Here is a 26,840-nt window from a genome sequence, read left to right on the forward strand (position 1 = left end):
CCGCTTTATAACAAGGGCTCTAAAAAGCTGTCAACAAGCCACCCAGGCAAATGCGTACTAATGCGTGCTAATTCTTTCCTTAGAGTCAGACTCGCGTTTTTCATCCTTTGCAACTATCTCTGGAGCTACATCTGGCAAGGGCTCCGGCGCGTATTGCAGCGCAATTTGCAGGACCTCGTCAATCCATTTAACCGGTTTAATCTGCAGATCTTGCTTGATATTGTCAGGAATTTCCTTCAGATCGCGTACGTTCTCTTCAGGAATGATCACCGTCTTGATTCCGCCACGGTGAGCAGCGAGCAGTTTTTCTTTCAAACCGCCAATCGCCAGCACCTGACCACGCAGCGTAATTTCGCCAGTCATGGCGACGTCTGCACGCACAGGGATCCCGGTCAATGCCGACACCAGAGCCGTGCACATGCCCACACCGGCGCTAGGGCCGTCCTTCGGGGTCGCCCCTTCCGGCATGTGGATGTGCGTGTCGCGCTTCTCGTGGAAGTCCAGGGGAATCCCCAGGCTCTTCGCACGACTGCGAACAACGGTCAGGGCCGCAGTGATCGATTCGACCATGACGTCACCCAGCGAACCGGTCTTGATCAACTGGCCTTTACCCGGTACGACGGCGGCTTCGATGGTCAGCAATTCGCCACCCACCTGAGTCCACGCCAGCCCGGTAACCTGACCGATCTGATCCTGCGATTCGGCCAGTCCGTAGCGGAATTTGCGCACGCCCAGGAAGTGTTCCAGCATCTCGGCAGTGACCTTCACCGAGAAGCGTTTTTCCATTGCATGCTCTTTGACCGCCTTGCGGCAAACCTTGGCAATCTGGCGCTCCAGCCCACGTACACCGGCTTCACGGGTGTAGTAGCGGATGATGTCGCGGATCGCTTCGGCGTCGAATTCCAGCTCGCCTTTTTTCAAACCGTTGGCAGTAATCTGCTTTGGCGAAAGGTATTTGACGGCGATGTTGATCTTTTCGTCTTCGGTGTAACCCGGCAGACGAATCACTTCCATCCGGTCCAGCAAGGCGGGCGGAATGTTCATGGAGTTCGAGGTGCAAAGGAACATCACATCGGACAGGTCGTAGTCGACTTCCAGATAGTGATCGTTGAAGTTGTGGTTCTGCTCAGGGTCGAGCACTTCCAGCAACGCCGACGCCGGATCGCCACGCATGTCGCTGCCCATTTTGTCGATTTCATCGAGCAGGAACAGCGGGTTGCGGACGCCCACTTTTGTCATCTTTTGAATCAATCTTCCTGGCATCGAACCGATATAAGTACGGCGATGACCACGAATTTCCGCTTCATCACGCACGCCACCGAGGGCCATGCGCACGAATTTGCGGTTGGTGGCGTGAGCAATCGACTCCGCCAGCGAGGTTTTACCCACCCCAGGAGGACCGACCAGGCACAACACCGGACCACGAATTTTCTTCACGCGTTTTTGCACGGCGAGGTATTCGAGGATCCGCTCTTTGACTTCTTCCAGACCATAGTGGTCTGCATCGAGAATGTCTTCTGCGCGCGCCAGATCCAGGCGCACTTTGCTCTGCGCCTTCCACGGCACCTGAACCAGCCAGTCAATATACGAGCGCACCACGGTCGCTTCCGCAGACATTGGCGACATTTGTTTTAACTTGTTCAGTTCACCCTGGGCTTTGGCCAAGGCGTCTTTCGGTAGACCGGCGGCATCGATGCGCTTTTTCAGCTCTTCGATTTCGTTGTGGCCTTCGTCGCTGTCGCCGAGCTCTTTCTGAATGGCCTTCATCTGCTCATTCAGGTAGTACTCGCGCTGGCTGCGCTCCATTTGTTTTTTGACGCGACCGCGAATGCGTTTTTCGACTTGCAGCAGGTCGATCTCGGCATCCAGCAACGCCAGAACGTGCTCGACCCGGGCCGACAAATCGATGATTTCGAGGATTTCCTGCTTCTGCTCGATCTTCAGGGCCATATGTGCGGCCATGGTGTCGACCAGGCGGCCTGGTTCGTCGATGCTGTTGAGCGACGACAGGACTTCAGCCGGGACTTTCTTGCCCAGCTGCACATATTGTTCGAACTGAGCCAGCAGGCTGCGTACGAACACTTCCGACTCGCGCTCTGGCGCGTCGACTTCGTCGATCAATGAGACTTCGGCACGGCAGTGGCCGTCCACTTCGCTGAAACGCTCAACAGCGCCCCGCTGCTCACCTTCGACCAAAACCTTGACCGTGCCGTCAGGCAGCTTGAGCAGCTGCAGGACGGTCGCAATGGTACCTACGCGATAAAGTGCTTCTTCACCGGGATCGTCGTCAGCAGGGTTTCTCTGAGCCAGCAGAAGGATCTGCTTGTCGCCCGTCATCGCTGCCTCGAGGGCTTCGATGGATTTCTCGCGCCCCACGAACAGCGGGATAACCATGTGCGGATAAACCACAACATCACGCAATGGCAGGAGAGGCAATTCGATGGTTGTCTTCATGATTTCGCCTCTACGGCGGCCATAAGGCCGTAAACAGATGGAAGTGAGCTTGAAACCAAGATGGGGGCTACCTTCAAAAAAAACAAGCTTAAAGAAGGTGTTAAAACGCGCAAAAAGCAAAGGGGCCCGAAGGCCCCTTCTTTATTCCAGCAGCGTGACGCTTAGGCGTCTGGCGCTGCCTTGGCAGCCGGCTCACTGTTTTCGTAGATATACAGTGGCTTGGACTTGCCTTCTATAACGCTTTCGTCGATCACTACTTTACTCACCTCGGACTGCGAGGGGATTTCATACATAGTGTCGAGCAATACACCTTCGAGAATCGAACGCAGTCCACGGGCACCGGTTTTGCGTTCCAGGGCACGTTTGGCGACCGATTTCAGAGCGTCGGCCCGGAATTCCAGGTCCACACCTTCCATCTCGAACAGCTTGGCATACTGTTTGGTCAGAGCATTTTTCGGCTCGGTGAGAATCTGCATCAGCGCAGCCTCATCAAGCTCGTCCAGCGTGGCAAGTACCGGCAGACGACCGACGAACTCCGGGATCAGACCGAACTTGACCAGATCGTCAGGCTCGACTTCACGCAGGGACTCACCGACTTTCTTGCCTTCTTCCTTGCTGCGCACTTCCGCGTTGAAACCGATGCCGCCCTTGGTGGAACGGTTTTGAATAACCTTTTCCAGACCGGAGAACGCACCACCGCAGATGAACAGGATGTTACGGGTGTCGACCTGAAGGAATTCCTGCTGCGGATGCTTGCGACCACCTTGAGGCGGAACGGAAGCGACCGTGCCTTCGATCAACTTGAGCAGGGCCTGCTGCACGCCTTCACCGGAAACGTCCCGGGTGATCGACGGGTTGTCAGATTTGCGCGAGATCTTGTCGATCTCATCGATGTAGACAATGCCCATCTGGGCCTTTTCTACGTCGTAATCGCACTTCTGCAGCAGCTTCTGAATGATGTTTTCGACATCCTCACCCACGTAACCCGCCTCGGTGAGGGTGGTTGCGTCGGCGATGGTGAACGGAACGTTCAGCAAGCGGGCCAGTGTTTCGGCAAGCAGGGTTTTACCCGAGCCTGTCGGGCCGATCAGCAAGATGTTGCTCTTGCCGAGTTCGACATCGTCATTCTTTTTGTCACGCTGGTTCAGGCGCTTGTAGTGGTTGTACACCGCTACGGCCAGAACCTTTTTCGCACGCTCCTGACCAATCACGTACTGATCAAGGATGCCGCTGATTTCTTTAGGCGAAGGCAATTTATGCGCGCTGCTTTCGGCCTGGGCTTCCTGCACCTCCTCACGGATGATGTCATTGCACAGGTCGACGCACTCGTCGCAGATAAAGACCGAGGGGCCGGCAATCAATTTGCGCACTTCATGCTGGCTTTTGCCACAGAAGGAGCAATAGAGCAGCTTGCCGTTGTCCTCGCCGTTGCGGGTGTCAGTCATTCGTTCGATCCAAATCCGATAGGCTTGCAACACAAGATGAAGGCTATTGCGGGCTTTTTCAAGCCCGCTGGTGTCGGACGCGCCGACCAAGCCTATTTTGAGCTGCTTATTTTAAGCGGGGCGCTGGCTGATCACTTCATCGATCAACCCGTACTCACGCGCGGCTTCTGCACTCATGAAATTATCGCGGTTGGTATCGCGCTCGATTTCTTCAAGAGTGTGCCCGCTGTGCTTGGCCATCAGCGTGTTGAGACGCTCACGAATGAAGAGGATTTCCTTGGCATGGATTTCGATGTCCGAAGCCTGGCCCTGGAAACCGCCCAGTGGCTGGTGAATCATCACACGCGAGTTCGGCAGGCAGAAACGCTTGCCAGCAGCACCGGCCGTCAGCAAGAACGCCCCCATGCTGCACGCTTGGCCGATACAGGTAGTCGACACGTTTGGCTTGATGAACTGCATGGTGTCATAGATCGACATGCCCGCCGTCACCGAACCGCCCGGGGAGTTGATATAGAGATGGATGTCCTTGTCCGGGTTTTCCGCTTCAAGGAACAGCAGTTGCGCACAGATCAGGTTGGCCATGTAGTCCTCTACCGGACCAACCAGAAAGATCACTCGCTCCTTGAGAAGGCGCGAGTAGATGTCATAGGCGCGCTCGCCACGAGCAGATTGCTCGACAACCATCGGGACCAGGCCGCCTGCGGCCTGGATATCAGAGTTCTGCTGAATATACGAATTACGGAACATGCTCTGCAGTCACTCCCAAATAGTTATGTCTTGAATACGCATAAGCCAGCACGAAGGCTGGCTTATGGTGTGTGCTTCTTACCGCAAAAACGATCAGTCGGCTTGTGGAGCTTCTACCGGCTTGACTGCTTCTTCGTAAGAGACCGATTTGTCGGTCACGCTAGCTTTCTGCAGAACAGTATCCACAACTTGTTCTTCCAGCACAACCGAACGAACTTCGTTCAGTTGCTGGTCGTTCTTGTAGTACCAAGACACAACCTGCTCAGGCTCCTGGTAAGCCGAAGCCATTTCCTGAATCATTTCACGAACGCGGGCTTCGTCAGGCTTGAGGTCGAATTGCTTGACCACTTCAGCCACGATCAGACCCAGCACAACGCGGCGCTTGGCTTGCTCTTCGAACAGCTCGGCCGGCAGTTGCTCAGGCTTGATGTTGCCACCGAACTGCTGAACAGCCTGCACGCGCAGACGGTCAACTTCGTTGGACAGCAGAGCCTTAGGCACTTCGATCGGGTTGGTGGCCAGCAGACCGTCCATTACCTGATTCTTGACCTTGGATTTGATCGCCTGACGCAGTTCACGCTCCATGTTCTTGCGAACTTCGGTGCGGAAGCCTTCCAGGCCCGTTTCCTTGATGCCGAATTGAGCGAAGAATTCTTCGGTCAGTTCTGGCAGTTTTGGCTCGGAAACAGTGTTCACGGTTACGGTGAACTCAGCAGTTTTGCCTGCCAGGTCGAGGTTCTGATAGTCCTCTGGGAAGGTCAGGTTCAGAACGCGCTCTTCGCCGGCTTTAGCGCCAACCAGACCGTCTTCAAAACCAGGGATCATGCGGCCGGAACCCAGAACCAGCTGAGTACCTTTGGCGGAACCGCCAGCGAACACTTCACCGTCGACCTTGCCAACGAAATCGATGTTCAGCTGGTCTTCAGTTTGAGCAGCGCGATCGGCCACTTCGAAACGGGTGTTCTGCTTGCGCAGCACTTCCAGCATTTTGTCCAGATCGGCATCAGCAACATCAGCGCTCAGGCGCTCAACCGCGATACCTTCGAAACTGGCAACGGTGAACTCAGGGAACACTTCGAAAATCGCGACGTATTCCAGGTCTTTGCCCGCTTCCAGCGATTTCGGCTCGATCGAAGGAGCGCCAGCCGGGTTCAGCTTCTGCTCAACGACAGCTTCGTAGAAAGAGGACTGGATCACGTCGCCGACCGCTTCCTGACGTGCATCAGCACCAAAACGGCGCTTGATTTCACTCATTGGCACTTTGCCTGGACGGAAGCCAGCAATCTTGGCCTTTTGGGCAGTCTGCTGCAGACGCTTGTTGACCTGAGTCTCGATGCGCTCAGCCGGCACGGTGATGCTCATGCGGCGCTCAAGAGCAGAAGTATTTTCAACAGAAACTTGCATGGATATTCCTCGTTGCACAGACGTTAGCCGGCCGTTTCCGACCCCAGAATCAAGGGCATGCATTCTAGTGGGTCAAACTCAAGAAGTCACCCTACTGAAAACGGGTAAAAAAGCAGCAGGCAATTTATAGGCGGGGACAAACGGTTGTGCCTCGCCCTGTTAGCAAATACAGCCAATCATGCCAGGGCTCTGCACCAATCCTTCTATATATAGAAGGCATCGGCAATCCATCCCTGACAGTCGACCCCACAAGGGGACCAACGGGCGAATCAGCATCATCGAGAAACATAAATCCGACGATCCGAGCCGCCCTCTCGACCCAGAACCTGCGGCCGCTTTGAAAATTCAGACTTCTAAAACAAAAACGGCGCAGCCCCTTTCAGGTGCTGCGCCGTTTTCTGCTATTAAATAGCTACTTGTAATGGTGCGGACGGAGAGACTCGAACTCTCACACCTTGCGGCGCTGGAACCTAAATCCAGTGTGTCTACCAATTCCACCACATCCGCATCAAGCTTTTAAAGCAAAGGCGCCAGACTGTTAATCTGGCGCCTTTCTAAATATGGGGTGGACGAAGGGGATCGAACCCTCGACAACGGGAGTCACAATCCCGTGCTCTACCAACTGAGCTACGCCCACCATATTGCCATGTTGCGTTACTTGTGCCAAAGCTGCCTAATGGCGCACCCGGCAGGACTCGAACCTGCGACCATCCGCTTAGAAGGCGGATGCTCTATCCAGCTGAGCTACGGGCGCCTTGTTAATCTGTATTCTTGGACGATTACAAACTAAGTGCTTTCAGTCTCACCGAATTAAACATCAACTCTGCTCGACCTTCTTAACCAGTGCTAGGCTGTGCCCGACAAGTGCGACGAATGTTATAGGTGACCCTGAAGGTCGTCAACTCTTTTTTAAAAAAAATTCATTTAATTAAAGGGGTTAGGGGAATTTGCAGACCAAGCGCCTTTGCCCTCACCTCATGACATGCGAGAATGCGTTCTCTTTTTTTCCCCTCTCGATGGTTAATCACGCGCAATGACTGCACAACTAATCGACGGCAAATCGATCGCCGCCAGCCTGCGCCAGCAGATCGCCAAACGCGTCAACGAGCGTCGCCAGCAAGGTCTGCGCACGCCCGGCCTCGCGGTGATCCTGGTCGGCAGCGATCCCGCCTCTCAGGTTTATGTCTCGCACAAGCGTAAAGACTGTGAAGAGGTCGGCTTCATTTCCCAAGCCTACGACCTGCCTTCCGAAACCACTCAAGAAGCGCTGACCGATCTGATCGATCGCCTGAACGACGACCCGGCGATTGACGGCGTTCTGCTTCAGCTTCCTTTACCTGAACACCTGGACGCCTCCAAATTGCTGGAGCGCATTCGTCCAGACAAGGACGTCGACGGTTTCCACCCTTATAACGTCGGCCGCCTTGCCCAGCGTATTCCGCTGCTGCGTCCATGCACCCCTAAAGGCATCATGACGTTGCTGGAAAGCACCGGTGTCGATCTCTACGGGATGGATGCAGTGGTTGTCGGGGCCTCCAACATTGTTGGCCGCCCGATGGCAATGGAATTGCTGCTGGCCGGCTGCACTGTGACCGTCACCCACCGCTTCACCAAGGATCTGGCAGGCCACGTCGGTCGTGCCGATCTGGTTGTCGTCGCTGCCGGCAAGCCGGGTCTCGTCAAAGGCGAGTGGATCAAGGAAGGCGCGATCGTGATCGACGTTGGCATCAATCGCCAGGAAGACGGCAAACTGGTCGGTGACGTGATCTACGACACCGCCCTGCCCCGCGCCGGCTGGATCACCCCAGTCCCGGGTGGCGTTGGCCCGATGACCCGCGCTTGCCTGCTGGAAAATACGTTGTACGCAGCAGAGACACTGCACAGCTGATTCCACCGGCTACGTTGAACACACAAGAAACCCCGCCATTGGCGGGGTTTCCTGTTTTCAGACGCGGCTCAAGCAATGCCCCTCAAGGACTGCAGGTCAGAGAAGCGGTGAAAATCCCATACCGTCCTAGACTGATACTCGAAACATCCTCATAAACCGTAGACGCGAATCGGGAAGTACGCGCAAAGCCTGGAAGGCATCACGCATGAATCCTCCTAACCGGACCGGACATCGTTTTTTCGTTTTCTCTGGAAAACTGGCTGGCTTGCTTTACAGCCTCTGCTGCTACCTGTTTTTCCTGCTGACCGCTCTCTATCTGATCGGATTTCTCGCAGGTATCGGAGTCCCCAAAGATATCAATTCAGGACCAGGCATCACATGGCCTCTGGCGGTGCTGGTTGATGCCATTCTGATTACGTTGTTTGCCGCACAACACAGTGGCATGGCGCGAAAAAACTTCAAGCGATGGTGGATGAGGTTCATCCCCGCCACGCTCGAGCGCGCTACCTACGTACTCTCCAGTTGCCTGGTGCTCGCCTTGTTGTTTGTGCTTTGGCAGCCTATCGCAACGCCCGTCTGGAACGTCGAATCGCCCTGGGGCAAAGGGCTACTCATCGCACTGTTCTGGCTAGGCTGGGGCATCGTGCTATTGGCAACCTTCCTGATCAGCCACTTCGAGCTATTCGGCGTGAAGCAAACGCTTGATGCCTGGCGCAAGCGGATCCCCGAAAAGCCCGCCTTCAAATCGCCATGGCTCTACAAACTTGTCCGCCATCCCTTGTACGTCGGCTTCCTGATTGCATTCTGGGCGACGCCCGACATGACCGCCGGGCATCTTCTGTTTGCGATACTCAGTACCAGCTACATCCTGATCGGCGCGCACCTGGAAGAAAAAGACCTGGTCGATTCGCTTGGAGAGGTATACCAGAGCTATCAGCAAGAGGTCGGAATGCTTGTACCCAAGCGAAACCAGACCAAAGGGCGCTGAGCACAAAAACCACCCGCAATCTCAGGCACCCACAGTGCCTGAGACTAAACCCGGCATAAGCATCTCCCTCCCGCACCTTCGCCTCATTTTTTTCATATAAAGCACTCGCCATACAGGCAGCTAGCGCTTTCGTAGCTCATACTCCTAAAATGCGTCGTTTTTAAAGAAACAACCCGTTACAAAACGGCTTATCCACACCTAACGAGTCTGCCAGCGTGAAAATCCGTCTTTCCATCCTGAGCCTATTTTTTGCATTTACAGGGACTTTCACCACGCCAATAGCCAACGCTGCCGACACCACTTCGGCGCCGCGAGATACGTCATCACTGAAGATCGCCTCCGGCAGCGCATTGCTGATGGATCTGCAGACCAATAAAGTCATCTATGCCAGCAATCCTGACGTGGTGGTGCCCATCGCGTCCGTCAGCAAACTGATGACCGGCCTGGTCGTGGTTGAAGCCAGACAGAACATGGACGAATACATCAACATCAACATCAGTGACACCCCGGAAATGAAAGGTGTGTTTTCCCGGGTGAAACTCAACAGCGAAATGCCGCGCAGGGAAATGCTGCTGATTGCCCTGATGTCCTCGGAAAACCGCGCTGCCGCGAGCCTGGCCCATCATTATCCGGGTGGCTACGTCGCGTTCATTGCCGCAATGAATGCCAAAGCGAAAGCACTGGGCATGACCAGCACGCACTTCGTCGAACCCACCGGTCTCTCCCCTCGCAACGTGTCCACGGCCCGCGACCTCAGCAAACTGCTGATCGCTGCGCACAAGTACCCACTGTTGACTGAGCTGAGTACGACCAAGGAAAAAACCGTCTCGTTCCGTAAACCCAACTACAGCCTGGGTTTCCGTAACACCGACCATTTGGTCAACAAGCCGAACTGGGACATCAAGCTGACGAAAACCGGCTTCACCAACGAAGCAGGTCACTGCCTGGTGCTGGTCACCAGCATGGGCAATCGCCCGGTTGCGCTGGTGATCCTCGACGCCTTTGGCAAGTACACACACTTTGCCGATGCCAGTCGTATTCGCAGCTGGGTTGAAACCGGCAGGGGCACGAACGTGCCGTCTGTAGCCTTGCAATACAAGTCCGACAAGAATCTCAAGCATCGTCAGAGCGGCGTGGTTGAAGCGTCAAAATAAGTAAACGACAGGTAAAAGAAAGCCCCGACTATTCGGGGCTTTTTTTCGTCCGGCGTCAGTCATTGGGCAGCGGCATCTGGTCGTCATCTGGAATGCCGTCCCCGGCACTCGGATCTCTCGTGCGGTGGGGATGTTCCGTTGGCACTACCATCGGACGCGCCAAGGGATCCCTTAACGGATCGTTCGGATCCATCACGGGGTCAACACCTTCTTCCAGCGTGGTTGGAACGCTGTCCGGACGTTTGTCGTTGAAACTCGAATCGGTAGACATACGCACCTCACTCAGGCTCAGGGTTTCAGATTGGCAAGTGGATCGTAAGGCTTCGCGGGAGCCTTGGTATTGTCGCCCGGCTTCACATCCCTGGGCGCCTTGGCAGGTCCGATGGGGTCGACCTGAGGATCGGCGAGGTCCGGCGAATCGGGATCGAAGCCCAATTCGTCACCCGAAGAATGCTCAGACGAGTGCGGGCCGACGGGGGTAGTGGAATGTGCCATGGGCGCCTCCTTTGAGTCTGGCCCGGAGAAATCCGGACCCTATTTCATTAGAGGGCAGCAAAGCGCAGGGGTGCCCGACAGATGACGAACGGACTTATTGTGCGTTCAGCGCTTTCTTCGCCCTGGCGGCCGCCTGCTCCTGACCTGCCTGGGCAAGGTCGCTCGCGGCCTTGAGCCATCGCTGTTGATCGACATTGGCCGGCAGTTGATTCGGCTTCTGAATCAGCACGGCCCAGCCACCGGCATCCTTGAGCGCCGATTCAAACGAACCGAAGCCCATCAACTCCCGACGGTTCATGCCCGAGCGCAGCAGCACTGTCTGCTTCTGGCGGTTGTACCCGGCAAGAATGGCGTAACGCGGCTCAGCCCAGAGCGCCGAGCCTTCCGTGAAGCGCACCATCACCGGGTAACCGGCCGCAACCTGGGTCAACAGTGCAGGCAGATTGCTGTCGAGGGGATAGACGACCATGCCGTATTCGCGAGCGAGGTTTTGCATGTTCTGCTGCAACTGGGCTTCGGCACCCGGCAAATGCAACGGTTTTTCGAGCAAGCCTGGCGTAATCACAATGCCTTGCTGGGACAACATGCTGGCCAGCACTTGCGGCCCACTCTGATTCGCCACGCCACGGTAGAACGTACCACTGAGCTCGACTCGCTCCGGCAGACGCTTGATTTCAGGTGCCACACTCCCCGCGCAGCCAGCCAGACCTGCTACGCAGCCAACGACCAGCACTAAAGATCGAACTCGAGAAAATACCCGCACCATCATCACTCTCTTGATTTAGACGCCAGGTATTCGCGCTCCCGGCTTGGTCGTCGATCATAGGACGCCGCGCGGCAGCGGTATAGCCTTAACCGGCAGATGATGGCATTCGATAGAGCGAACTGATTGGTGACCGCCGACCTTTGGTCAATAGCCTGAAACACAGCAGCGACTAGACTGTCATGTGCAAAGAGTGTGTGCCCGCAGCAGGGCGAAGAGGAGGCACTGATGAGCCTGGCAATGACCATTGTGATGTTGATTTCTGGCTGGCTGGCCGTTGCCGCCGCCATGTTATGGGGGGTCCTGCGCATTACCCGCCGGCACCATCATCCGGCTCGGTCGACGCCAGTGGCGAAACCCGATAAAACCGCTGAACAGCACGCAACCGCGCACTGACCGACAGCCCTTCTGTCTCCAGACAAAAACGGCCGCCTGGGCTCTTTCGAGCGCAGGCGGCCGTTTCGTTTAGCGCGAGTTAAGCTTCAGCGGCTACTCGCTTCTGCTTCGCCCGTCGCGACATCATGTTCAAACCCTCGATCGTCGCCGAGAACGCCATGGCCGCATACACGTAGCCTTTCGGTACATGGGCGCCGAAGCCTTCGGCGATCAGCGTCATGCCGATCATGATCAGGAAGCCCAGCGCCAGCATCACCACCGTCGGGTTGTCGTTGATGAACTTGGCCAGGGGATCAGCCGCCAGCAACATCACCAGTACCGACACCACCACCGCGATGATCATGATCGGCAAATGCTCGGTCATGCCGACAGCGGTAATGATGCTGTCGATGGAGAACACCATGTCCAGCATCAGGATCTGACCGATTGCGGCAGCGAAGCCCAGGGTCACGGTCGAAGTGGCCGACGTTGGATCATCCGGCGCCGGGTCCATGCTGTGATGGATCTCGGTGGTCGCCTTCCACAACAGGAACAGGCCGCCGGCGATCAGGATCATGTCCTTCCAGGAGAACGTCTGGCCGAAGATATCGATCACAGGCTCAGTCAACTGGACGATGAACGCGATGGTGCTCAGCAGCGCCAGTCGCAGGATCAGCGCCATGCCGATACCAATGCGCCGCGCCTTCTGCCGGTGCTGCTCGGGCAGTTTGTTGGTCAGGATCGAAATGAAGATCAGGTTATCGATGCCGAGCACGATTTCCATGACGATCAACGTCGCCAGGGCGACCCAGGCGGTGGGGCTTGCAGCAAGTTCTAAAAGGTATTCCATGGGTCAGTCCTGACTCGTTTAAGACGGTTTAGATTTCCTGGGACGAAGATTCGGTTTTATCCGTTTCCTTGGCCGGTTGTTCTTTCTTGCTGATCAGCCCGCCAGTGGCATCACTGATTGCCTGCTCTGCGGCTTTGTGGGTGTCGTCGATCGCTTGTTTGGCGGTTTCGGCAGCCTTGCCCATCAGTTGCTGAGCGCTTTTTTCGGCCTGGTCACAACCGGCCAATACCAGCAAAGACGTGATCAGCAGTGCCGTGGTTTTAAGCTTCATGATGCTTTCCTCGATAGAACAGACAGAGCGAAAAGGCCACCCGTCGATAGCGGGGCATTCTAGGGAGGCAAACACTTCAGGAAAATTCGTATTTTTAGCGGTTATACTTCGGTTTTAACGAACTTTAGGTCGCCATGCTCAACTATCGACAGCTGCATTACTTCTGGGTGGTGGCCAAGACCGGCAGCATCGTGCGCGCCTGCGAGCAGCTGAACCTGACGCCGCAGACCATCAGCGGGCAGATTTCCCTGCTCGAACAAACCTATGGCATCGAGCTGTTTCGCCGAGTTGGCCGGCAGCTGGAACTCACCGAAGCCGGCCGTCAGACCCTGCCCTACGCCGAGCAAATGTTTCAGCTGGGCGGTGAACTGGAGCTGATGTTGCGAGCACAGCCCAACGAACAGCAGATTCTGTTTCGGGTAGGTGTGGCCGATGTGGTGCCCAAATCCATCGTCTATCGCCTGATTGCGCCGACCATGGAATTGAGCGAGCCGCTGCGCATCACCTGTCGCGAAGACAAACTCGAACGCCTGCTCGCCGACCTGGCGATCCAGCGGCTCGACCTGGTGATCTCCGACAGCCCGATGCCCTCGCACCTGGACATCAAGGGCTATAGCCAGAAACTCGGGGAATGCGGGATCAGCTTCTTCGCCACGGCTGAACTGGCGGCGCAATACGGTCAGGATTTCCCCCGCAGCCTGCACGGCGCACCGCTGCTGATTCCAGGGCCGGAGACCGTGGTGCGCAGTCGCTTGCAGCGCTGGTTTGCCGAGCAGCAGATTCAGCCGCGCATCGTCGGCGAGTTCGACGACAGCGCCTTGATGCAGGCTTTCGGCCAATCCGGCAGCGGGATATTCATTGGTCCGAGCGTGATTGCCGATGAAGTGATACGCCAATACGGCGTGGAACTGATTGGCCAGACCGACGCGGTGACCGAGTCGTTCTACGCCATTTCGGTGGAACGCAAGGTCAAGCACCCCGGCATTGTCGCCATTACCGAAGGTGCGCGACGCGAGCTGTTCACCGAGATGTGAGGTGTCAGGCGCAGACTTCGCGGGGTTTGAAGGTCATCAGTGCGATGGCCAGGAGGATCGAGGCGAGGATAAAAGCGGCCGCCGCGAAACCAAGACCTTGCAGGCCCACACCGTCGATGACCCTGCCGCCGATCATGGCGCCCAGGCCGATCCCTAGGTTAGCCCCGGCAATGTTCAGCGATGCCGCGAACGCCGGCGCTTCGGGTGCAGCCTTCATCAAGCGCACATGGCTGACCAGGAACAACGCCGCCTGAGTCACGCCCCAGATCCCCATCGCCGCTGCCAGACCCAGCGGCGAATGAATGTTCGGCACCAACGCCACCAGGCCGGCGATCATGAACGCGCAGAACATCATCGAAGCCATCAACGGATGACGATCCACCGCGCGGCCGCCCAGTGAGTTGCCGATCAAGCCGACCGCACCGAAGCCCATCAGGCACCAGCCGACCACCGTGCCGTTGAAACCGGCCAGTCGCTCAAGAATGTCCGCCAGGTAGGTGTAGGCGGTGAACATGCCGCTGAACACCAGGATCGACAGCAGCACATGCCCCACCATCAGCGGGCTGCGCAGGATCTTGAACTGCGAGCGGAAACTGACTTGATGCTGATGCAGATTGGTTTTCGGCAGGTAGATAAACAGCAGCAACGCCTTGGCAAACGCGATCACCGCCAGAATGCCGAAGGCACTGCGCCAGCCGAACGCATCGGAGATCAGTGTGCCCACCGGAATGCCGAACACGGTGGCGCAGACAATCCCGAAACCTATCTTGGCGATGGCGCGACCGGCGTAGTCCGGGCCGACAATGTCCACCGCGGTTTCACTGGCCAGCGCCCAGAACACCGGCAGCCCCAACGCGGGGATCAACCGGGCGACGGACATCACCCAGATGTTCGGCGCAAACGCCGCAAGTGTGTTGGCCAGACCGAACATGATCAGCACCGAGATGAACAATTTGCGGCGCTCGAACCTTGCGAAGTACGCGGTCAGGAACGGCCCGAATGCAGCGACCGTAAAGGCGAACAAGGTCACCAGCAAACCCGCTTGGGGGATGCTGACATCAAGGTCTCGAGCGATCGCCGGCAACAGGCCGACGATGATGAATTCCGTGGTCAGCACCGTGAAACCGGCAGCGGACAACAGAAGGATGGGCAACAGCATGCAGAACTCCAGAAAACGACGACACCAGCGATAGCCCGAAGGCCCACTGGCATGACTTGAAAATGAGGATGGCGAATCTTAACAGAGTGTTTCCGATCAGGGTTGCACGAACCTGCCGATCTCGTTGATCCCGCGGGCGGCAGATCGTCACAGGTCTGAAGGATGAAGACCACGCTGTGATAAAGTCCGCGCCCTGCGATACGTACACCCTGTTCATCGGCCATTGATTGGCATTGATGTCGCGATACCCCCGCACCTAATAAAATCAGAGATGCCGTTTTATGACCGCTTCATCCCCTTCGCTATGGTTACGCCTGAAACGCTTGAGCCTGGTTACACAAATCATCATCGGCCTAATCGCCGGGATTGCCCTGGCCCTGTTCGCGCCGGAGGTGGCGAAGTCCACCGCGTTCATCGGCAAAGTCTTCGTATCGGCGCTTAAAGCTGTCGCGCCGATTCTGGTGTTCGTGCTGGTCATGGCCTCGATTGCCAACCACAAGCACGGCCAGGAAACCCACATCCGGCCGATTCTGTTTCTGTATCTGCTGGGAACGTTTGCGGCGGCGGTGGTGGCCGTTATCGCCAGTACGTTGTTCCCGTCGAGCCTGGTATTGGCCACTCACGACGTTGCTGTCACCGCGCCGGGCGGTATCAGTGAAGTGCTGCAAAGTCTGTTGTTGAGCGTGGTCGACAACCCGGTCAGCGCACTGATGAATGCCAACTTCATCGGCATTCTGGCGTGGGCGATTGGCATGGGCGTTGCCATTCGCCATGCCGGTGACACCACTCGCGAAGTACTCGGCGACTTATCCAACGGCGTGACCCTGATCGTGCGTTTGGTGATTCGTTTTGCGCCACTGGGGATCTTCGGCCTGGTGGCTTCGACCCTCGCCACCTCCGGTTTCGGCGCCTTGATCGGCTATGTGCATCTGCTGGCAGTGCTGCTGGGCTGCATGCTGTTTGTAGCGCTGGTGATGAACCCGGTCATCGTGTTCTGGAAGCTGCGTCGCAACCCGTATCCGCTGGTGATCACGTGCTTGCGCGAAAGCGGCATCACTGCGTTTTTTACCCGCAGCTCGGCGGCGAACATTCCGGTCAATCTGGAATTGAGCAAGCGCCTGGGCCTGCACGAAGACACCTACTCGGTCTCGATCCCGCTGGGCGCAACCATCAACATGGCGGGCGCGGCGATCACCATTACCGTGCTGACCCTGGCCGCCGTGCATACGCTGGGCATCGCCGTGGACATTCCGACCGCCATCCTGTTGAGCATCGTCGCGGCGATCTGTGCCTGTGGCGCTTCGGGCGTGGCGGGCGGCTCGTTGCTGTTGATTCCACTGGCGTGCAGCCTGTTTGGCATCCCCAGTGAAATCGCCATGCAGGTGGTGGCCGTCGGGTTCATCATCGGTGTGCTGCAGGACTCGGCGGAAACGGCGCTGAACTCCTCCACCGACGTGCTGTTCACCGCGGCGGCGTGCCTGGGCGAAGACGAGAAAGCCGAGCGTATGGCGTAACAAAGATCAAAAGATCGCAGCCTCGTTTCACTCGACAGCTCCTACATTGAAATGCTTACCCCTGTAGGAGCTGTCGAGTGAAACGAGGCTGCGATCTTTTGATTCACCAAAAAAAAGCCCACCAAGGCGCGAACCTTGGCGGGCTTTTGTGTATCCGGGAGGTTTAGAACGCGCCCATGTAATCGCGCTTGCCCACTTCCACACCGTTGTGACGCAGCAGTGCGTAGGTGGTGGTGACGTGGAAGAAGAATTGCGGCAGACCGTAGCTCAGCAGGTAAGCCTGGCCGGTGAAGCGCTTCTCTTTCGGCGTGCCCTGACGGGTGATGATTTCGATGCCTTCCTTGCCGTCGATCTGTTCCGGTTTGATCTCGCCGATGAAGGCCAGCACTTTGGCGATCAGCGCTTGCAGCTCAGCGAAGGTGGTTTCGGTGTCGTCGTACTTTGGCAGTTCAACTTCGGCCAGACGCGCGGAAACGCCCTTGGCGAAATCAACGGCGATCTGCACCTGACGGACCAGCGGGAACATGTCCGGGTACAGACGGGCTTGCAGGAAGGCGTTTGGGTCGATGTTCTTGGCGGTGGCGTGGGCTTCGGCCTTGTTCAAAACGTCGCTCAGGGCGTTGAGCATTTGTTTGAAAACCGGAACGGAAGCGGCGTACAGAGAAATAGTCATGGCAGTCTCGTGTTGTGACAGGAGGGAAACGTGGGGCGATTATAGCCATGCACGGTCCCCCTGCGGCGGGTCTTTTATCCGGAAGGGGAAACGCAGCGCAAGCTCTGAACAATCTGCGCACGTTAGCCCCGCCGGCATGAAAACTTCAACGTTATCAGTGTTTTTCTGCGCTCGCCGACAGACCGGCCTTCGTTTGGGTGAACCGGTAAAACAGGTTGGGCTCGCTCACAATGTAAAGCTCGCCTTTATTGTCCATGGTCATGCCTTCGGCTTGCGGCAGCGTATGCTTGAGGTCACCGGCCAAGGCGCGCAGGGAGAGAATACTGACGAAGTTACCCTGCTGGTCCAGTTCGGTCAGGTTGCTGGACTGTTCGCTCAGCAACAGTAAGTGGCCGGTCCGAGGATCGTAGTAACCCTCGGAAAGGTCTTTGCTGAAAACGCCGCGGTCGACCCAGGCCGTCAAGTCCTTGATACGGATCTGCATTCGGTTGCCAATGGAGCCGAGCATGCCGGTGATTGAGTACAGTTGCCGCGGATCACGCTCCTTGATGGCGAAGATGCGGTCATTGGCCGGGTCATAGGTCACACCTTCAAACCCCTTGTTATGCTCGCTGAGGTTGATCTCGATGGCGAGTGATTCAGTTTGATCCGCACGGATGGGTCCAGCGGTCTCCGGCAGGGTAAAAATGTGCAGCCGCTGCTGCTGTTCATCAACGATGACCACCCGCCCTTTGCCCATGTAAGCGATGCCTTCGGTGTCCTCAAAACCGATCAATGGGTAGCGCTCGAGCAAATCGCCGTCACGGGTCAGCGCCAGAATTTCCATAGGCACACCATTGGTGATACCCAGAATGCGGTCGTGATCAGGGTCATAGGCGAGACCGGACAAATCGGTGATGCCCGGGATCGGTTTGCCTTCGATCGCGACCTTGTAGTCTGGCAGCCAGATATTTTTGTCTGGCGCCTGATTGCCATACCAGCTGTTATGCCAGTGCGCGTACAACTGCCCGGGCAAGCCAAAATGAACGAAAACCCCACTAACGCCGACCAGCGCGGCGATCAGAACAATTCCAGCCTTCCTTGCCTTGCTCATACTTTTTCTTGATCCCAGGTAAATCGATAGACATTGACGGGTTGTCCCGGATGGCATTGGCCGTTATCGGCATCGGCACCGACGATCGACCAGTGCGCTCGGGAGGTTTCGCCCAACTCACGCGCGGCCTGAGGATTGAAACACTGGCTCAACAGTTCGTCGGGGACCAAGGCATACGCCCGAGGATGTTCGCGCAACCACAGTGCCGCCTGCTCGACCGTGGAGCCGACCATCCCGAAGTGCACGATCGGTTGTCGCGCGAACAGCCAATGGCCCTCGCGCCAATTGACCAACACCAGGTCGGCGCCTTGGGTCATGGTCGCCGCTTGCGCCATGATCGCTTCGTGAGGGTTGGGACCGTCCTTGATCGGTTCGATGAAACCGCGGGCAATCCAAAGCGCAAACCAGGTCACGACCAACGCCTGGAATACCCGCCGACCACGCGGACGGCGACTGAACCAGCGCTTGAGCAACCAGGGAATCAGCGGTGCAGCCACCAGCACCAGCCCGGGCAGCGCCGGGTAGATGTACAACTTGCGCTTGCCGCTGCTGATACAGAAAAACAGCACCACCAGCACGACCCAGCCCAGCAGCACCAGCACTCGGCCGTCGTGCTTGCGCAGTTGCCGGCGCCAAGCGGGCACCAGCCACGGCAATGCCAGCACCAGCGGCAACCAATATTGGGGGATCACGTGAACGAAGAAATACCAGAACGGCTCGCGATGGTCCCAGGCGGCGGCATAGCGTCCCGCGGTCTGGCGCAGCAGAATTTCTCGCGCATAGGCGATCTCTTCAGCAGTGCCATTGAGCGCGATGGACAAGGCCAAAGGCAGTAACCAGATCGCGATGGCGCCCAGCATGACCAGCAGCCCCAGCAGCCACTTGCGCGCCTCGCCGGGCATGGCCACCACACCGGGCCAGCCTTTGCGCACCGCATAGGCATACGGAATCAGCATCAGGGCCGGAACGAAGCCAACCCCTTTGGTGATCACACCAATGCCCATGGCGGCGCAGCCCAGGTAGAACCAGCGCCAGGCCGGCCCGAGCAACAGGTGCCGCGCCAGACCGTACATACCCACGGAGGTGAACAGAATCAAAAAGCTGTCGATCTGGCCGGTCTGCAGGATGCTGTAGGTCTGATAGGTCGCCAGGTACAAGAGCGCCGCCATCCGGCCGGTACGTTGATGCCATAACCGGCGGCCCAAGTCATAAACCACGGCGGTGACCGTAACGGCCGATAGAAGACCCGGCAGATACAGGGCGATGGAGGGTTTCCCGGTGAGCCAGGCGAAGAACGCCACCGTCCACATGAAAATCGGCGGTTTGTCGCCATAGATCTCTGCCGCACGGTGTGGAATCAGCCATGAGCCGTGCTGCAGCATCTCGAGCGCAACGCCAAGGAATCGCTCCTCGTCAACGTTCTGCGGCTGACGCAGCCCCAGTCCGGCACCGATCAAAACCAGGGCGAGTAACATCAAACCCAGGCATTCGACCCGGGGTGATAACGTTCTGCGCATGACTCAGTCCTTTAAGTGTTTGCTGCGAGCAATCAACTGCAAATTGCGCAGATAAACGATCGAGCCAAAGGCTTGACCGGCAATGAACACCGGGTCCTCCCGGTAAATGGCATAAGCGAGCAGCAGGGCGCTACCGACGATGCTCAGGTACCAGAAACTCACTGGAATCACGCTGCGTTTCTTGTATTCGCTGTAAAGCCACTGCAAGACGAAGCGACCGGTAAAGGCTATCTGGCCGGCGAAGCCGACCACCAGCCACAGGGTTTCACGGGAGAGATTCATCCTTCGATTTCCTGCGCAGTGGCGTTCAGGCGCGTGCGCCGGATCAGCCACCAGACGCCGATCAGGTCGAGAATGCCCACCAGGGCACGGTCCAGGTTGCCGTATTTGGAGACCCCGGCTGTGCGGTGACGGTGGTTGACTGGATGAGTGATCATTCGGCCGTTATGGCGCTGGATCAGTGCAGGAATGTACCGATGCATATGATCGAAGTACGGCAGGCGCAGAAACGCCGCCCGCTCGATCAACTTCAATCCACACCCGGTGTCCGGTGTCTGGTCCTTGAGCATGCGGCTGCGCAATCCATTGGCAAACCGTGAAGCCCAGCGCTTGCTCGCGTTGTCGCGGCGGTTGATCCGGTGCCCGGCCACCAACTGAAGGCCGGCCAGCCCTTGTTCACCACGCACCAGCGCCAACATCCCGGGGATGTCCGCAGGATCGTTCTGGCCGTCGCCATCGAGCGTGGCCAGCCACTGCCCCTTGGCAGCCAGCGCCGCATGGTAAAGCGAGGTGCTTTGCCCAAGCGAACGCTCATGACGCAGGATCCGCAGTGTGCTCAGGCCATTGTTTTTGATCTGCCGCAGTTCGTGCAAGGTGGCATCGGTACTGCCATCGTCCACGACGATGATTTCGTACGCCTCGTCGGCCAAGGCTGTGCGCACTTCTTCAATCAAGGGCTTTAGGTTGTTTGCTTCATTTTTTGCCGGAATCAGTACAGATACAAAAATTTCATGACTCATAGGGTCCCCCCTTTAATCCTTGGTTTCTTATTATCAAGGGCGAACATTTCATCTCTGATAAAAGTGGCGATACCACTTCACAAATTCCGCTACACCCGCTTCCACCGTCACCTGAGGATGGAAGTCGACCCATTGGGTCAATGCCGACACGTCAGCCCAAGTCTTGACCACATCGCCAGGCTGCAGTGGTAGAAAGTTGCGTTGCGCTTTGATCCCCAGCGTCGATTCCAGACAATCGACGAACTCCAGCAGTGCTACCGGCTTGCCGCGCCCGATATTGAAAATCCGGTTAACGCCGTCGCCCTCCCCCTCCGGGATCGGCGGCCGAAGGCGCAAACGGGCGACGCTTTCGACAATGTCGTCGATGTAAGTGAAGTCGCGCGCCATCTGGCCGTGATTATAGATATCAATCGGCAAACCATTGAGGATCGCTTCGGTGAACTTGAACAGCGCCATGTCGGGGCGCCCCCAAGGTCCGTAAACGGTAAAAAAGCGTAGGCCGCTGGCCCTCAGGCCATACAAATGACAGTAGCTGTGAGCCATCAACTCATTAGCACGTTTGCTGGCCGCGTACAGTGAAATGGGATGATCGACAGCGTCTTCAACACTGAACGGCATTTTGCTGTTGGTACCGTACACCGAGCTGCTTGATGCATAGATCAGGTGCTCGGGATGATAGTGACGGCACGCTTCCAGCACATTCAGAAAACCCACCAGGTTCGATTGCGCGTAGACGTCCGGGTTGTCCAGTGAATAGCGAACACCCGCCTGGGCCGCCAGGTGCACAACCTCGGTAAAACGATGTTCTTTGAACAACGCCATCAGTGCCGGTTTGTCGACGATATCCAGGGTCTGAAAACGAAAGCCTGGCAAGGATGCAAGGTCGTTAAGCCGTGCACGCTTAAGCTCAACACTGTAATAGTCGTTGAGGTTGTCGATGCCGATGACTTCAAGGCCTTCCCGGCACAAACGCTTAACAGTGTGATACCCGATGAAGCCGGCGGCGCCAGTGACCAGAACAGTCATTGGGAGTTCGCGCCGATCAGCGCATTGTTCTTGGCCAATACCCACGTCAGCTTCATGCTTTGCTCCATAGTCCAGTCAGTAAGGCTTGTATCGTCGATGGGAGAACTACCAGATGCCCGCAATACGGCCGGCCAGTTCTCGGCCATGCATACGTTGCTCGTCAGTTTGTAAAAATAGCGTTAATTATTCATTTAGGTTTTGTGACGATTACCAGGAAGGCGTGACGAATTCAGTTGCCATTGACACACGTCAATCTAAAGTGCATGCCAGCAGGAGAAAAAATTGACCCCGGGAAGGACGCAGAACCATGAGTACTGAGCAAGAGACAACGTTCGACGAGCCGCGGCTTAACAGCACGGAAATCCGCATACTGGGCTCGCTGATCGAGAAACAGGCCACCAGCCCGGAAACCTATCCGCTGACGCTCAATGCGCTGGTGATTGCCTGCAACCAGAAAACCAGCCGCGAGCCGGTGATGAACCTGACCCAGGGTCAGGTCGGCCAAAGTCTGCGCGCCCTCGAAGGTCGCGGTTTTACCAAACTGGTGATGGGCAGTCGTGCGGATCGCTGGGAACACAAAGTCGACAAGGCACTGGAACTGGTGCCCGCTCAAGTGATTTTGACGGGGCTGTTATTCCTTCGCGGCCCACAGACGGTCAATGAACTGCTGACCCGCAGCGGCCGCATGCATGACTTTGAAGATGCCGAACAGGTGGTGCATCAACTGGAACGGCTGATTGCTCGCGATCTGGCACTGCTGATTCCGCGCCAGGCCGGTCAACGGGAAGACCGCTACATGCACGCCTTGGGCGACCCGGCGGACATCGAAGTGATCCTGACGGCACGGCAGAACCCGACCGAGCGTGGCGCGGGTGGCGGCGTATCGGTTGAGCGGATCGAAGAGCTGGAAGCGCGAATTGCAGCGCTGGAAGAGCGACTGGCCCGCCTCGAATAAACAACACGGTCTATGTAGCAGCTGCGTTGTGGCGAGGGGATTTATCCCCGTTCGGCGGCGAAGCCGTCGTAATCCATTGGACGCGGTGTGGCTGGAAAAACAGGGGCCGCTTCGCAGCCCAACGGGGCGGTGCGACGTTTCGATAAATCCCCTCACCACAACGCAGCTGCTACAGGCCGTGATTATTCGCCGTCCCAGTAATCCACGCCGTCGGCCGGCCGGGCGATGGCGACGAAGCCCGAGGCATTGCCCTCGGCATCGACCTTGAAGTCGTCCATCACCGCATACTTGCCGGAATCCGGGTACTCGCAAATCTCGGGTGATTGTTGGGTGCTGACTGCCAGGTAGCGCAGCTCAGCGTTGCTGGTGTTGATGATCTGGTGCGCGGCTTCAGGGCCGCCCGGCGGGCAGGCAATGACATCACCGGCGCGAACGGGAAAGCGCTCGGCGCCCAGGCGAATCTCCCCTTCCCCGGCCACGATGTAAAACATTTCCTCATTGACCCGATGACTGTGAAACGGGCTGCCACGCATCCCCGGTTCCAGCGCGTACAGGCGATAACCCAGCTTCTGCGCGCCAAGTTGCTGGCCGATGCGCGCCTGCCGTTGCTGATAGCGGTCGGCGGTGTCTCCCGTCGGGGCAAACGCTTCGGGCAGCGGCTCAAGTTCGGCCTGATCCAGATTAAGAATGGCAGGATGCATGAGTCACCTCAGTCTCGGTTTCGCTTACTGGGCAGCAGGAGAGCCGTGGCCACTGCGGGCAAATTCCACGGCTTTGTGAAACTGCTCATCGGTCGGCCGCACGCCGGTGTACAGCACGAACTGCTCAAGTGCCTGGATCGCGATCACTTCCAGCCCGGTGATCACTCGCTTGCCTTCAGCACGAGCGCGCACAATCAATGGTGTTTCCGAGGGGACTGCCACGACATCGAAGACAGTCTCGGCAGCAGCGATGGTTTCAGCATCGAACGCCAACTGATCGGCCTCAGGGCCGTTCATGCCAATCGGTGTGACGTTGATCAACATCTGCGGCCGCTCCGAGCCAAGCTCCGCTTGCCATCGATAGCCCAGCGATTCGGCCAACGCCCGTCCGGCACGCTCGTTGCGGGCAACAATCAGGCCATTTTTGTAGCCGCCATCACGCAAGGCACTGGCCACAGCCTTGGCCATGCCGCCGCTGCCGCGCAGGGCAAAGGTCAATTCCTTCGGCACCTGGTGGGTATCAAGCAACTGGGCGATCGCGATGTAATCGGTGTTGTAAGCCTTGAGATGGCCGTTAGTGTTTACGATGGTGTTGATCGATTGAATGGCCGCCGCGGAGGGGTCCAGTTCATCGACCAGGGCAATGCACGCCTCCTTGAACGGCATCGACACGCCGCAACCACGAATCCCCAAGGCGCGAATGCCGCCAACGGCGCCTGGCAGATCCTGACTGCTGAAGGCCTTGTAGTAAAAATTCAGGTTCAGTTGCTCATACAGATGATTGTGAAACCGCAGGCCGAAGTTCCCGGGGCGTGCGGAAAGCGACATGCACAGCAGGGTGTCTCTGTCGGGGTTCATCTGCATGAAAAATCTCCTTCAATAGCACTTTCAGATGGACGGGATTAGCCAATCCAGCGGGTCTGATCGATCATAACGGTGTGTCTGCACGTGGCCTCACGGAACCGTAAAGAAGCGAGTACAGACCTTACACAAAATTTACCCAATGGCTGTGCTGATTTTGAAAAAAAAGCTGTCTTAGAAGTATCCCCGCGACAATCCTTGGGTCTATTGCAGACACAAGCGCCGGGGCGAAGAACCGAGGAACTATCATGATCCGTAAAATCCCCACAGTAGCCTTGCTGATCGGTGCTCTTGCTATCGCAGGGCAGGCAGAGGCTGGCGGCGGTCACGGCGGTCACGGTTGGGAAGGACCGGCGGTATTTGGTGCGATCGTTGGCTCGGCCATCGTCGGTTCGGCCCTCATCAACAGCAATCGCCCGGTCTATGTACAGCAACCGGTTTACGTTCAGCCACAACCGGTTTACTACGGCCCGCCACCGGTTTATTACCAGCCGGCACCGGTCTACGTGCAGCAACCGGTCTATTACGGCCCGCCGCCGGTTTATTACGGCCCACCACGTGGTTATTACGGTCCACCACGCGGTTACTACGGCCCTCCCCGCGGTTATGGCCGCTGGTAACGGAATCATCAGGCCCCGCCTCAACAGCGGGGCCTTTTTTGTGACCGTCCGTCGGCGGAGGTCTGGATAAATCTCGCCAAGGTCGCTGTCGGGACAGTCTTTGCGGCGCAAGTTGGCAAGATTGACTCGCCATCCTTCCCCCGCTTTGGGGAAAACGGTCATATTTATGTCATGTCGGGTCCGCACTCTTGGATCCGTCCGTTAACAACAGGTTGATAAAAACAAGGACGACCTCATGCCCACGCAAAACCCGCACCGCATCGTCGGCTTGTGCACTTCCAGCAAGGTGTACAACGCATTGACCGAACTCAAGCACCTGGAAGGCCATCGCAGCGCCAAGTTTCTTTCGCTGCTGGCAGAAAACCTGGTGCGAAAAGGACTGCTCAACGAGCAGGAAGTGGTTCATATGCTGGATCTGGTGGTCGACTGATCCGACGACTCATTGGCATCAATGACGACTATCGAAAGCGTTGATTGTCCGTTCAAGCGTCAGGTCCGTAAGGTAGCTCCATCGATTGATGGAGGTACTTATGTCCCAGATTCAGATCATGTCCGTTATCGGCAGTGCCGTTCCCGCACCGCTCAGAGAGCTAGGATTGCTCGCCTGTTGGTATCTGGTGCAGGACGGCGAACCGATCAGCGGTCCGCTCACCTCGCTGCCGGCCGCCCAGGCACTGTCGCAACGCATCGGCCTAGGCCACATCAGCGCTTAAGGCAACTGCACCCGCGGCTTGGTTTCAATGAAAATTGCCCAACTCGACATGAACAGCGCAGCGATCAACGGCCCGATCACAAAGCCATTGAGGCCGAAGATCGCCAGACCGCCAAGGGTCGAGATCAGGATCAGATAGTCCGGCATCTTGGTATCCTTGCCCACCAGGATCGGTCGCAGCACGTTATCCACCAGGCCGATCACAAAAATCCCGAACAGCACCAGTACCACGCCCTGCCAGATCGCTCCGGCGAACAGGAAAAACGCCGCCACCGGGGCCCAGACAATCCCCGCCCCCACCGCTGGCAACAGCGACAGAAACGCCATCAGCACCGCCCAGAGCAACGCGCTCGGAATATCCAGAAACCAGAAAATCAAACCGCCCAATGCGCCCTGCGTGATCGCCACCAGCAGGTTGCCCTTCACTGTCGCTCGAACCACGCGATTGAACTTGAGTTGCAAACGGCGTTTCTGGTGCTCCTGCAGCGGCACCGCCGCGCGAACTTTACGTGCCAGTTCGGCGCCGTCCCGCAGAAAGAAGAACAACAGGTAGAGCATGATGAAAAAGCTCACCACGAAATCGAACGTACCCTGACCAAAACTGAAGGCTTTGTTGGCAATGTACTCATTGCCTGACACCGCACTCTTGATGATTTTCTCCCGCAGCCCGTCCAGCTCGCCTACTCCGGCCCGATCGAGCAAGTGCTGGAAGTACGGCGGCAAGCTGTGTTTTAAATGCGTCACATACCCGGCGATGTCCAGTTCGCCGCTTTCGATGCGGTGGTAGACCGCGGCCCCTTCTTGAACCAGCAAGATACTGAGGACAATCACCGGCAGAATCGCGATCAACAGGCAGATGCTCAGGGTGAGCAGCGACGTCAGATTGCGCTCCCAGCCGAACTTCAGTTGCAGTCGTCGGTGCAGGGGCGCGAAGAGGATGCCGAGGATCACCGCCCAGAACACCGCGCCGTAAAACGGCAGCAAAATCCAGATGAAGGCGGCAGTGACCAGCCCCAGTAAGATCACCAGTGATTTGTTTTGTACTGTCTCTTCGTTCATGTCCGATCCATGTCAGTCCGCAAGGACACAATGTTGCGTCCTGATGCTTAGTCCGCCACGGTT

At 57.2% G+C, this 26,840-nt stretch carries 29 protein-coding genes, 3 tRNA genes and 1 pseudogene; 10 read left to right on the forward strand and 23 right to left on the reverse strand.

The genetic code is table 11. The annotated features are described in order from the left end of the window. Positions 1-57 precede the first annotated feature (57 nt). The 7 genes from lon to PMI27_RS0229375 form a co-directional block, all read right to left on the reverse strand. Positions 58-2,454, reverse strand: coding sequence for an endopeptidase La (gene lon, locus PMI27_RS16915; RefSeq protein WP_008148424.1), 2,397 nt, complete (start codon positions 2,452-2,454; stop codon positions 58-60). A gap of 161 nt (positions 2,455-2,615) precedes the next feature. Further along, positions 2,616-3,899: an ATP-dependent Clp protease ATP-binding subunit ClpX gene (gene clpX, locus PMI27_RS16910; RefSeq protein ID WP_007946893.1), complete on the reverse strand. Its 1,284-nt coding sequence runs from the start codon at positions 3,897-3,899 to the stop codon at positions 2,616-2,618. A gap of 111 nt (positions 3,900-4,010) precedes the next feature. Continuing rightward, complete coding sequence (gene clpP, locus PMI27_RS16905; protein ID WP_008148423.1) at positions 4,011-4,646, reverse strand: ATP-dependent Clp endopeptidase proteolytic subunit ClpP; 636 nt, start codon at positions 4,644-4,646, stop codon at positions 4,011-4,013. 93 nt (positions 4,647-4,739) lie between these two features. Beyond that, positions 4,740-6,050: a trigger factor gene (gene tig, locus PMI27_RS16900; RefSeq protein WP_008148422.1), complete on the reverse strand. Its 1,311-nt coding sequence runs from the start codon at positions 6,048-6,050 to the stop codon at positions 4,740-4,742. Positions 6,051-6,472: 422 nt separating this feature from the next. Further along, positions 6,473-6,557 (reverse strand) — tRNA-Leu (locus PMI27_RS0229365). A gap of 54 nt (positions 6,558-6,611) precedes the next feature. Next, positions 6,612-6,687: transfer RNA gene (locus PMI27_RS0229370), tRNA-His, on the reverse strand. 40 nt (positions 6,688-6,727) lie between these two features. Continuing rightward, a tRNA-Arg gene (locus PMI27_RS0229375) sits at positions 6,728-6,804 on the reverse strand. A 279-nt stretch (positions 6,805-7,083) separates the two neighbouring features. Between PMI27_RS0229375 and folD the strand changes: the two genes are divergently transcribed. The 3 genes from folD to pbpG all read left to right on the forward strand — a co-directional run bounded on the left by folD (position 7,084) and on the right by pbpG (position 10,080). Continuing rightward, the gene (folD, locus tag PMI27_RS16895; RefSeq protein WP_008148421.1) at positions 7,084-7,938 is read left to right on the forward strand and encodes a bifunctional methylenetetrahydrofolate dehydrogenase/methenyltetrahydrofolate cyclohydrolase FolD; all 855 of its coding nucleotides are present in this window, start codon (positions 7,084-7,086) and stop codon (positions 7,936-7,938) included. Between the two features lie 205 nt (positions 7,939-8,143). Continuing rightward, positions 8,144-8,926, forward strand: a complete 783-nt coding sequence (gene mddA, locus PMI27_RS16890) for a methanethiol S-methyltransferase (protein WP_008148420.1) — start codon at positions 8,144-8,146, stop codon at positions 8,924-8,926. Between the two features lie 215 nt (positions 8,927-9,141). Continuing rightward, positions 9,142-10,080, forward strand: a complete 939-nt coding sequence (gene pbpG / locus PMI27_RS16885; RefSeq protein ID WP_008148419.1) for a D-alanyl-D-alanine endopeptidase — start codon at positions 9,142-9,144, stop codon at positions 10,078-10,080. Between the two features lie 55 nt (positions 10,081-10,135). Here the strand turns inward: pbpG and PMI27_RS30440 are convergent, their stop codons facing one another. From PMI27_RS30440 to PMI27_RS16875, 3 genes and pseudogenes are all read right to left on the reverse strand, one after another. Continuing rightward, the gene (locus PMI27_RS30440; RefSeq protein WP_008148417.1) at positions 10,136-10,351 is read right to left on the reverse strand and encodes a hypothetical protein; all 216 of its coding nucleotides are present in this window, start codon (positions 10,349-10,351) and stop codon (positions 10,136-10,138) included. A 17-nt stretch (positions 10,352-10,368) separates the two neighbouring features. Then, positions 10,369-10,575 carry a DUF6021 family protein gene (locus PMI27_RS16880; RefSeq protein WP_008148414.1) on the reverse strand — a complete coding sequence of 69 codons (207 nt, stop codon included), beginning with the start codon at positions 10,573-10,575 and terminating at the stop codon, positions 10,369-10,371. Between the two features lie 94 nt (positions 10,576-10,669). Continuing rightward, positions 10,670-11,399 (reverse strand): annotated as a pseudogene (locus tag PMI27_RS16875) (peptidase C39 family protein). Positions 11,400-11,566: 167 nt separating this feature from the next. Here PMI27_RS16875 and PMI27_RS31890 point away from each other — a divergent pair. After that, positions 11,567-11,734: a hypothetical protein gene (locus PMI27_RS31890; protein WP_177327851.1), complete on the forward strand. Its 168-nt coding sequence runs from the start codon at positions 11,567-11,569 to the stop codon at positions 11,732-11,734. Positions 11,735-11,813: 79 nt separating this feature from the next. On the opposite strand, the gene PMI27_RS16870 is transcribed toward PMI27_RS31890, so the two are convergent. Then, positions 11,814-12,563: a TerC family protein gene (locus tag PMI27_RS16870; RefSeq protein ID WP_008148411.1), complete on the reverse strand. Its 750-nt coding sequence runs from the start codon at positions 12,561-12,563 to the stop codon at positions 11,814-11,816. Between the two features lie 28 nt (positions 12,564-12,591). Then, positions 12,592-12,834 (reverse strand): hypothetical protein, encoded by a 243-nt coding sequence (locus tag PMI27_RS16865; RefSeq protein WP_008148410.1) that lies wholly within the window; start codon positions 12,832-12,834, stop codon positions 12,592-12,594. Positions 12,835-12,968: 134 nt separating this feature from the next. Between PMI27_RS16865 and nhaR the strand changes: the two genes are divergently transcribed. Beyond that, positions 12,969-13,868: a transcriptional activator NhaR gene (gene nhaR / locus PMI27_RS16860; protein ID WP_008148408.1), complete on the forward strand. Its 900-nt coding sequence runs from the start codon at positions 12,969-12,971 to the stop codon at positions 13,866-13,868. Between the two features lie 4 nt (positions 13,869-13,872). Here the strand turns inward: nhaR and PMI27_RS16855 are convergent, their stop codons facing one another. Beyond that, positions 13,873-15,027, reverse strand: a complete 1,155-nt coding sequence (locus PMI27_RS16855) for an MFS transporter (RefSeq protein WP_008148406.1) — start codon at positions 15,025-15,027, stop codon at positions 13,873-13,875. 281 nt (positions 15,028-15,308) lie between these two features. On the opposite strand from PMI27_RS16855, the gene sstT reads away from it, so the two are divergent. Continuing rightward, positions 15,309-16,541, forward strand: a complete 1,233-nt coding sequence (gene sstT, locus PMI27_RS16850) for a serine/threonine transporter SstT (RefSeq protein ID WP_008148404.1) — start codon at positions 15,309-15,311, stop codon at positions 16,539-16,541. A gap of 163 nt (positions 16,542-16,704) precedes the next feature. On the opposite strand, the gene PMI27_RS16845 is transcribed toward sstT, so the two are convergent. From PMI27_RS16845 to PMI27_RS31775, 7 genes are all read right to left on the reverse strand, one after another. Continuing rightward, positions 16,705-17,214: a DUF1993 domain-containing protein gene (locus tag PMI27_RS16845; RefSeq protein WP_008148402.1), complete on the reverse strand. Its 510-nt coding sequence runs from the start codon at positions 17,212-17,214 to the stop codon at positions 16,705-16,707. Between the two features lie 154 nt (positions 17,215-17,368). Continuing rightward, on the reverse strand, positions 17,369-18,307 hold the full coding sequence (locus tag PMI27_RS16840; RefSeq protein ID WP_008148400.1) for an SdiA-regulated domain-containing protein: 939 nt from the start codon (positions 18,305-18,307) through the stop codon (positions 17,369-17,371). After that, the gene (locus tag PMI27_RS16835; RefSeq protein WP_008148398.1) at positions 18,304-19,824 is read right to left on the reverse strand and encodes an ArnT family glycosyltransferase; all 1,521 of its coding nucleotides are present in this window, start codon (positions 19,822-19,824) and stop codon (positions 18,304-18,306) included. Before PMI27_RS16835 ends, PMI27_RS16840 begins: the two co-directional genes overlap by 4 nt. Positions 19,825-19,827: 3 nt before the next feature. After that, positions 19,828-20,106 (reverse strand): lipid-A-disaccharide synthase N-terminal domain-containing protein, encoded by a 279-nt coding sequence (locus PMI27_RS16830; RefSeq protein WP_008148397.1) that lies wholly within the window; start codon positions 20,104-20,106, stop codon positions 19,828-19,830. Beyond that, positions 20,103-20,843, reverse strand: a complete 741-nt coding sequence (locus tag PMI27_RS16825) for a glycosyltransferase family 2 protein (protein WP_008148394.1) — start codon at positions 20,841-20,843, stop codon at positions 20,103-20,105. The genes PMI27_RS16830 and PMI27_RS16825 overlap by 4 nt, the downstream gene beginning before the upstream one ends. A 48-nt stretch (positions 20,844-20,891) precedes the next feature. Further along, positions 20,892-21,869 (reverse strand): NAD-dependent epimerase, encoded by a 978-nt coding sequence (locus PMI27_RS16820; RefSeq protein WP_008148392.1) that lies wholly within the window; start codon positions 21,867-21,869, stop codon positions 20,892-20,894. Continuing rightward, positions 21,866-22,015: a hypothetical protein gene (locus PMI27_RS31775; protein WP_008148390.1), complete on the reverse strand. Its 150-nt coding sequence runs from the start codon at positions 22,013-22,015 to the stop codon at positions 21,866-21,868. Before PMI27_RS31775 ends, PMI27_RS16820 begins: the two co-directional genes overlap by 4 nt. A 161-nt stretch (positions 22,016-22,176) precedes the next feature. Here PMI27_RS31775 and PMI27_RS16815 point away from each other — a divergent pair, with 161 nt between their 5' ends. Continuing rightward, entirely contained in the window at positions 22,177-22,824 is a 648-nt protein-coding gene (locus PMI27_RS16815; RefSeq protein WP_008148388.1) for a YceH family protein, read from the forward strand. A 182-nt stretch (positions 22,825-23,006) separates the two neighbouring features. On the opposite strand, the gene PMI27_RS16810 is transcribed toward PMI27_RS16815, so the two are convergent. Continuing rightward, positions 23,007-23,525, reverse strand: coding sequence for a cupin domain-containing protein (locus PMI27_RS16810; protein ID WP_008148385.1), 519 nt, complete (start codon positions 23,523-23,525; stop codon positions 23,007-23,009). 24 nt (positions 23,526-23,549) lie between these two features. Continuing rightward, positions 23,550-24,389: a shikimate 5-dehydrogenase gene (locus PMI27_RS16805; RefSeq protein WP_008148382.1), complete on the reverse strand. Its 840-nt coding sequence runs from the start codon at positions 24,387-24,389 to the stop codon at positions 23,550-23,552. A 245-nt stretch (positions 24,390-24,634) separates the two neighbouring features. Between PMI27_RS16805 and PMI27_RS16800 the strand changes: the two genes are divergently transcribed. The 3 genes from PMI27_RS16800 (at position 24,635) to PMI27_RS16790 (ending at position 25,719) form a co-directional block, all read left to right on the forward strand. Beyond that, positions 24,635-25,006 carry a hypothetical protein gene (locus tag PMI27_RS16800; protein WP_008148380.1) on the forward strand — a complete coding sequence of 124 codons (372 nt, stop codon included), beginning with the start codon at positions 24,635-24,637 and terminating at the stop codon, positions 25,004-25,006. Between the two features lie 235 nt (positions 25,007-25,241). Beyond that, positions 25,242-25,436 (forward strand): hypothetical protein, encoded by a 195-nt coding sequence (locus PMI27_RS16795; RefSeq protein ID WP_003179723.1) that lies wholly within the window; start codon positions 25,242-25,244, stop codon positions 25,434-25,436. Between the two features lie 100 nt (positions 25,437-25,536). Further along, positions 25,537-25,719 carry a hypothetical protein gene (locus PMI27_RS16790; protein ID WP_008148376.1) on the forward strand — a complete coding sequence of 61 codons (183 nt, stop codon included), beginning with the start codon at positions 25,537-25,539 and terminating at the stop codon, positions 25,717-25,719. Here PMI27_RS16790 and PMI27_RS16785 read toward each other — a convergent pair. Next, the gene (locus PMI27_RS16785) at positions 25,716-26,777 is read right to left on the reverse strand and encodes an AI-2E family transporter (RefSeq protein WP_008148374.1); all 1,062 of its coding nucleotides are present in this window, start codon (positions 26,775-26,777) and stop codon (positions 25,716-25,718) included. The genes PMI27_RS16790 and PMI27_RS16785 overlap by 4 nt on opposite strands. Positions 26,778-26,840 lie beyond the last annotated feature (63 nt).

The organism is Pseudomonas sp. GM41(2012), assembly GCF_000282315.2.
GTDB lineage: Bacteria > Pseudomonadota > Gammaproteobacteria > Pseudomonadales > Pseudomonadaceae > Aquipseudomonas.

What these genes read in the sequence shown, in the direction of transcription:
- lon (WP_008148424.1), bottom strand. Translation starts at nt 2,454, where the DNA reads ATGAAGACAACCATCGAATTGCCTCTCCTGCCATTGCGTGATGTTGTG.
- clpX (WP_007946893.1), bottom strand. Translation starts at nt 3,899, where the DNA reads ATGACTGACACCCGCAACGGCGAGGACAACGGCAAGCTGCTCTATTGC.
- clpP (WP_008148423.1), bottom strand. Translation starts at nt 4,646, where the DNA reads ATGTTCCGTAATTCGTATATTCAGCAGAACTCTGATATCCAGGCCGCA.
- tig (WP_008148422.1), bottom strand. Translation starts at nt 6,050, where the DNA reads ATGCAAGTTTCTGTTGAAAATACTTCTGCTCTTGAGCGCCGCATGAGC.
- folD (WP_008148421.1), top strand. Translation starts at nt 7,084, where the DNA reads ATGACTGCACAACTAATCGACGGCAAATCGATCGCCGCCAGCCTGCGC.
- mddA (WP_008148420.1), top strand. Translation starts at nt 8,144, where the DNA reads ATGAATCCTCCTAACCGGACCGGACATCGTTTTTTCGTTTTCTCTGGA.
- PMI27_RS30440 (WP_008148417.1), bottom strand. Translation starts at nt 10,351, where the DNA reads ATGTCTACCGATTCGAGTTTCAACGACAAACGTCCGGACAGCGTTCCA.
- PMI27_RS16880 (WP_008148414.1), bottom strand. Translation starts at nt 10,575, where the DNA reads ATGGCACATTCCACTACCCCCGTCGGCCCGCACTCGTCTGAGCATTCT.
- PMI27_RS31890 (WP_177327851.1), top strand. Translation starts at nt 11,567, where the DNA reads ATGAGCCTGGCAATGACCATTGTGATGTTGATTTCTGGCTGGCTGGCC.
- PMI27_RS16870 (WP_008148411.1), bottom strand. Translation starts at nt 12,563, where the DNA reads ATGGAATACCTTTTAGAACTTGCTGCAAGCCCCACCGCCTGGGTCGCC.
- PMI27_RS16865 (WP_008148410.1), bottom strand. Translation starts at nt 12,834, where the DNA reads ATGAAGCTTAAAACCACGGCACTGCTGATCACGTCTTTGCTGGTATTG.
- nhaR (WP_008148408.1), top strand. Translation starts at nt 12,969, where the DNA reads ATGCTCAACTATCGACAGCTGCATTACTTCTGGGTGGTGGCCAAGACC.
- PMI27_RS16855 (WP_008148406.1), bottom strand. Translation starts at nt 15,027, where the DNA reads ATGCTGTTGCCCATCCTTCTGTTGTCCGCTGCCGGTTTCACGGTGCTG.
- sstT (WP_008148404.1), top strand. Translation starts at nt 15,309, where the DNA reads ATGACCGCTTCATCCCCTTCGCTATGGTTACGCCTGAAACGCTTGAGC.
- PMI27_RS16845 (WP_008148402.1), bottom strand. Translation starts at nt 17,214, where the DNA reads ATGACTATTTCTCTGTACGCCGCTTCCGTTCCGGTTTTCAAACAAATG.
- PMI27_RS16840 (WP_008148400.1), bottom strand. Translation starts at nt 18,307, where the DNA reads ATGAGCAAGGCAAGGAAGGCTGGAATTGTTCTGATCGCCGCGCTGGTC.
- PMI27_RS16835 (WP_008148398.1), bottom strand. Translation starts at nt 19,824, where the DNA reads ATGCGCAGAACGTTATCACCCCGGGTCGAATGCCTGGGTTTGATGTTA.
- PMI27_RS16830 (WP_008148397.1), bottom strand. Translation starts at nt 20,106, where the DNA reads ATGAATCTCTCCCGTGAAACCCTGTGGCTGGTGGTCGGCTTCGCCGGC.
- PMI27_RS16825 (WP_008148394.1), bottom strand. Translation starts at nt 20,843, where the DNA reads ATGAGTCATGAAATTTTTGTATCTGTACTGATTCCGGCAAAAAATGAA.
- PMI27_RS16820 (WP_008148392.1), bottom strand. Translation starts at nt 21,869, where the DNA reads ATGACTGTTCTGGTCACTGGCGCCGCCGGCTTCATCGGGTATCACACT.
- PMI27_RS31775 (WP_008148390.1), bottom strand. Translation starts at nt 22,015, where the DNA reads ATGGCCGAGAACTGGCCGGCCGTATTGCGGGCATCTGGTAGTTCTCCC.
- PMI27_RS16815 (WP_008148388.1), top strand. Translation starts at nt 22,177, where the DNA reads ATGAGTACTGAGCAAGAGACAACGTTCGACGAGCCGCGGCTTAACAGC.
- PMI27_RS16810 (WP_008148385.1), bottom strand. Translation starts at nt 23,525, where the DNA reads ATGCATCCTGCCATTCTTAATCTGGATCAGGCCGAACTTGAGCCGCTG.
- PMI27_RS16805 (WP_008148382.1), bottom strand. Translation starts at nt 24,389, where the DNA reads ATGCAGATGAACCCCGACAGAGACACCCTGCTGTGCATGTCGCTTTCC.
- PMI27_RS16800 (WP_008148380.1), top strand. Translation starts at nt 24,635, where the DNA reads ATGATCCGTAAAATCCCCACAGTAGCCTTGCTGATCGGTGCTCTTGCT.
- PMI27_RS16795 (WP_003179723.1), top strand. Translation starts at nt 25,242, where the DNA reads ATGCCCACGCAAAACCCGCACCGCATCGTCGGCTTGTGCACTTCCAGC.
- PMI27_RS16790 (WP_008148376.1), top strand. Translation starts at nt 25,537, where the DNA reads ATGTCCCAGATTCAGATCATGTCCGTTATCGGCAGTGCCGTTCCCGCA.
- PMI27_RS16785 (WP_008148374.1), bottom strand. Translation starts at nt 26,777, where the DNA reads ATGAACGAAGAGACAGTACAAAACAAATCACTGGTGATCTTACTGGGG.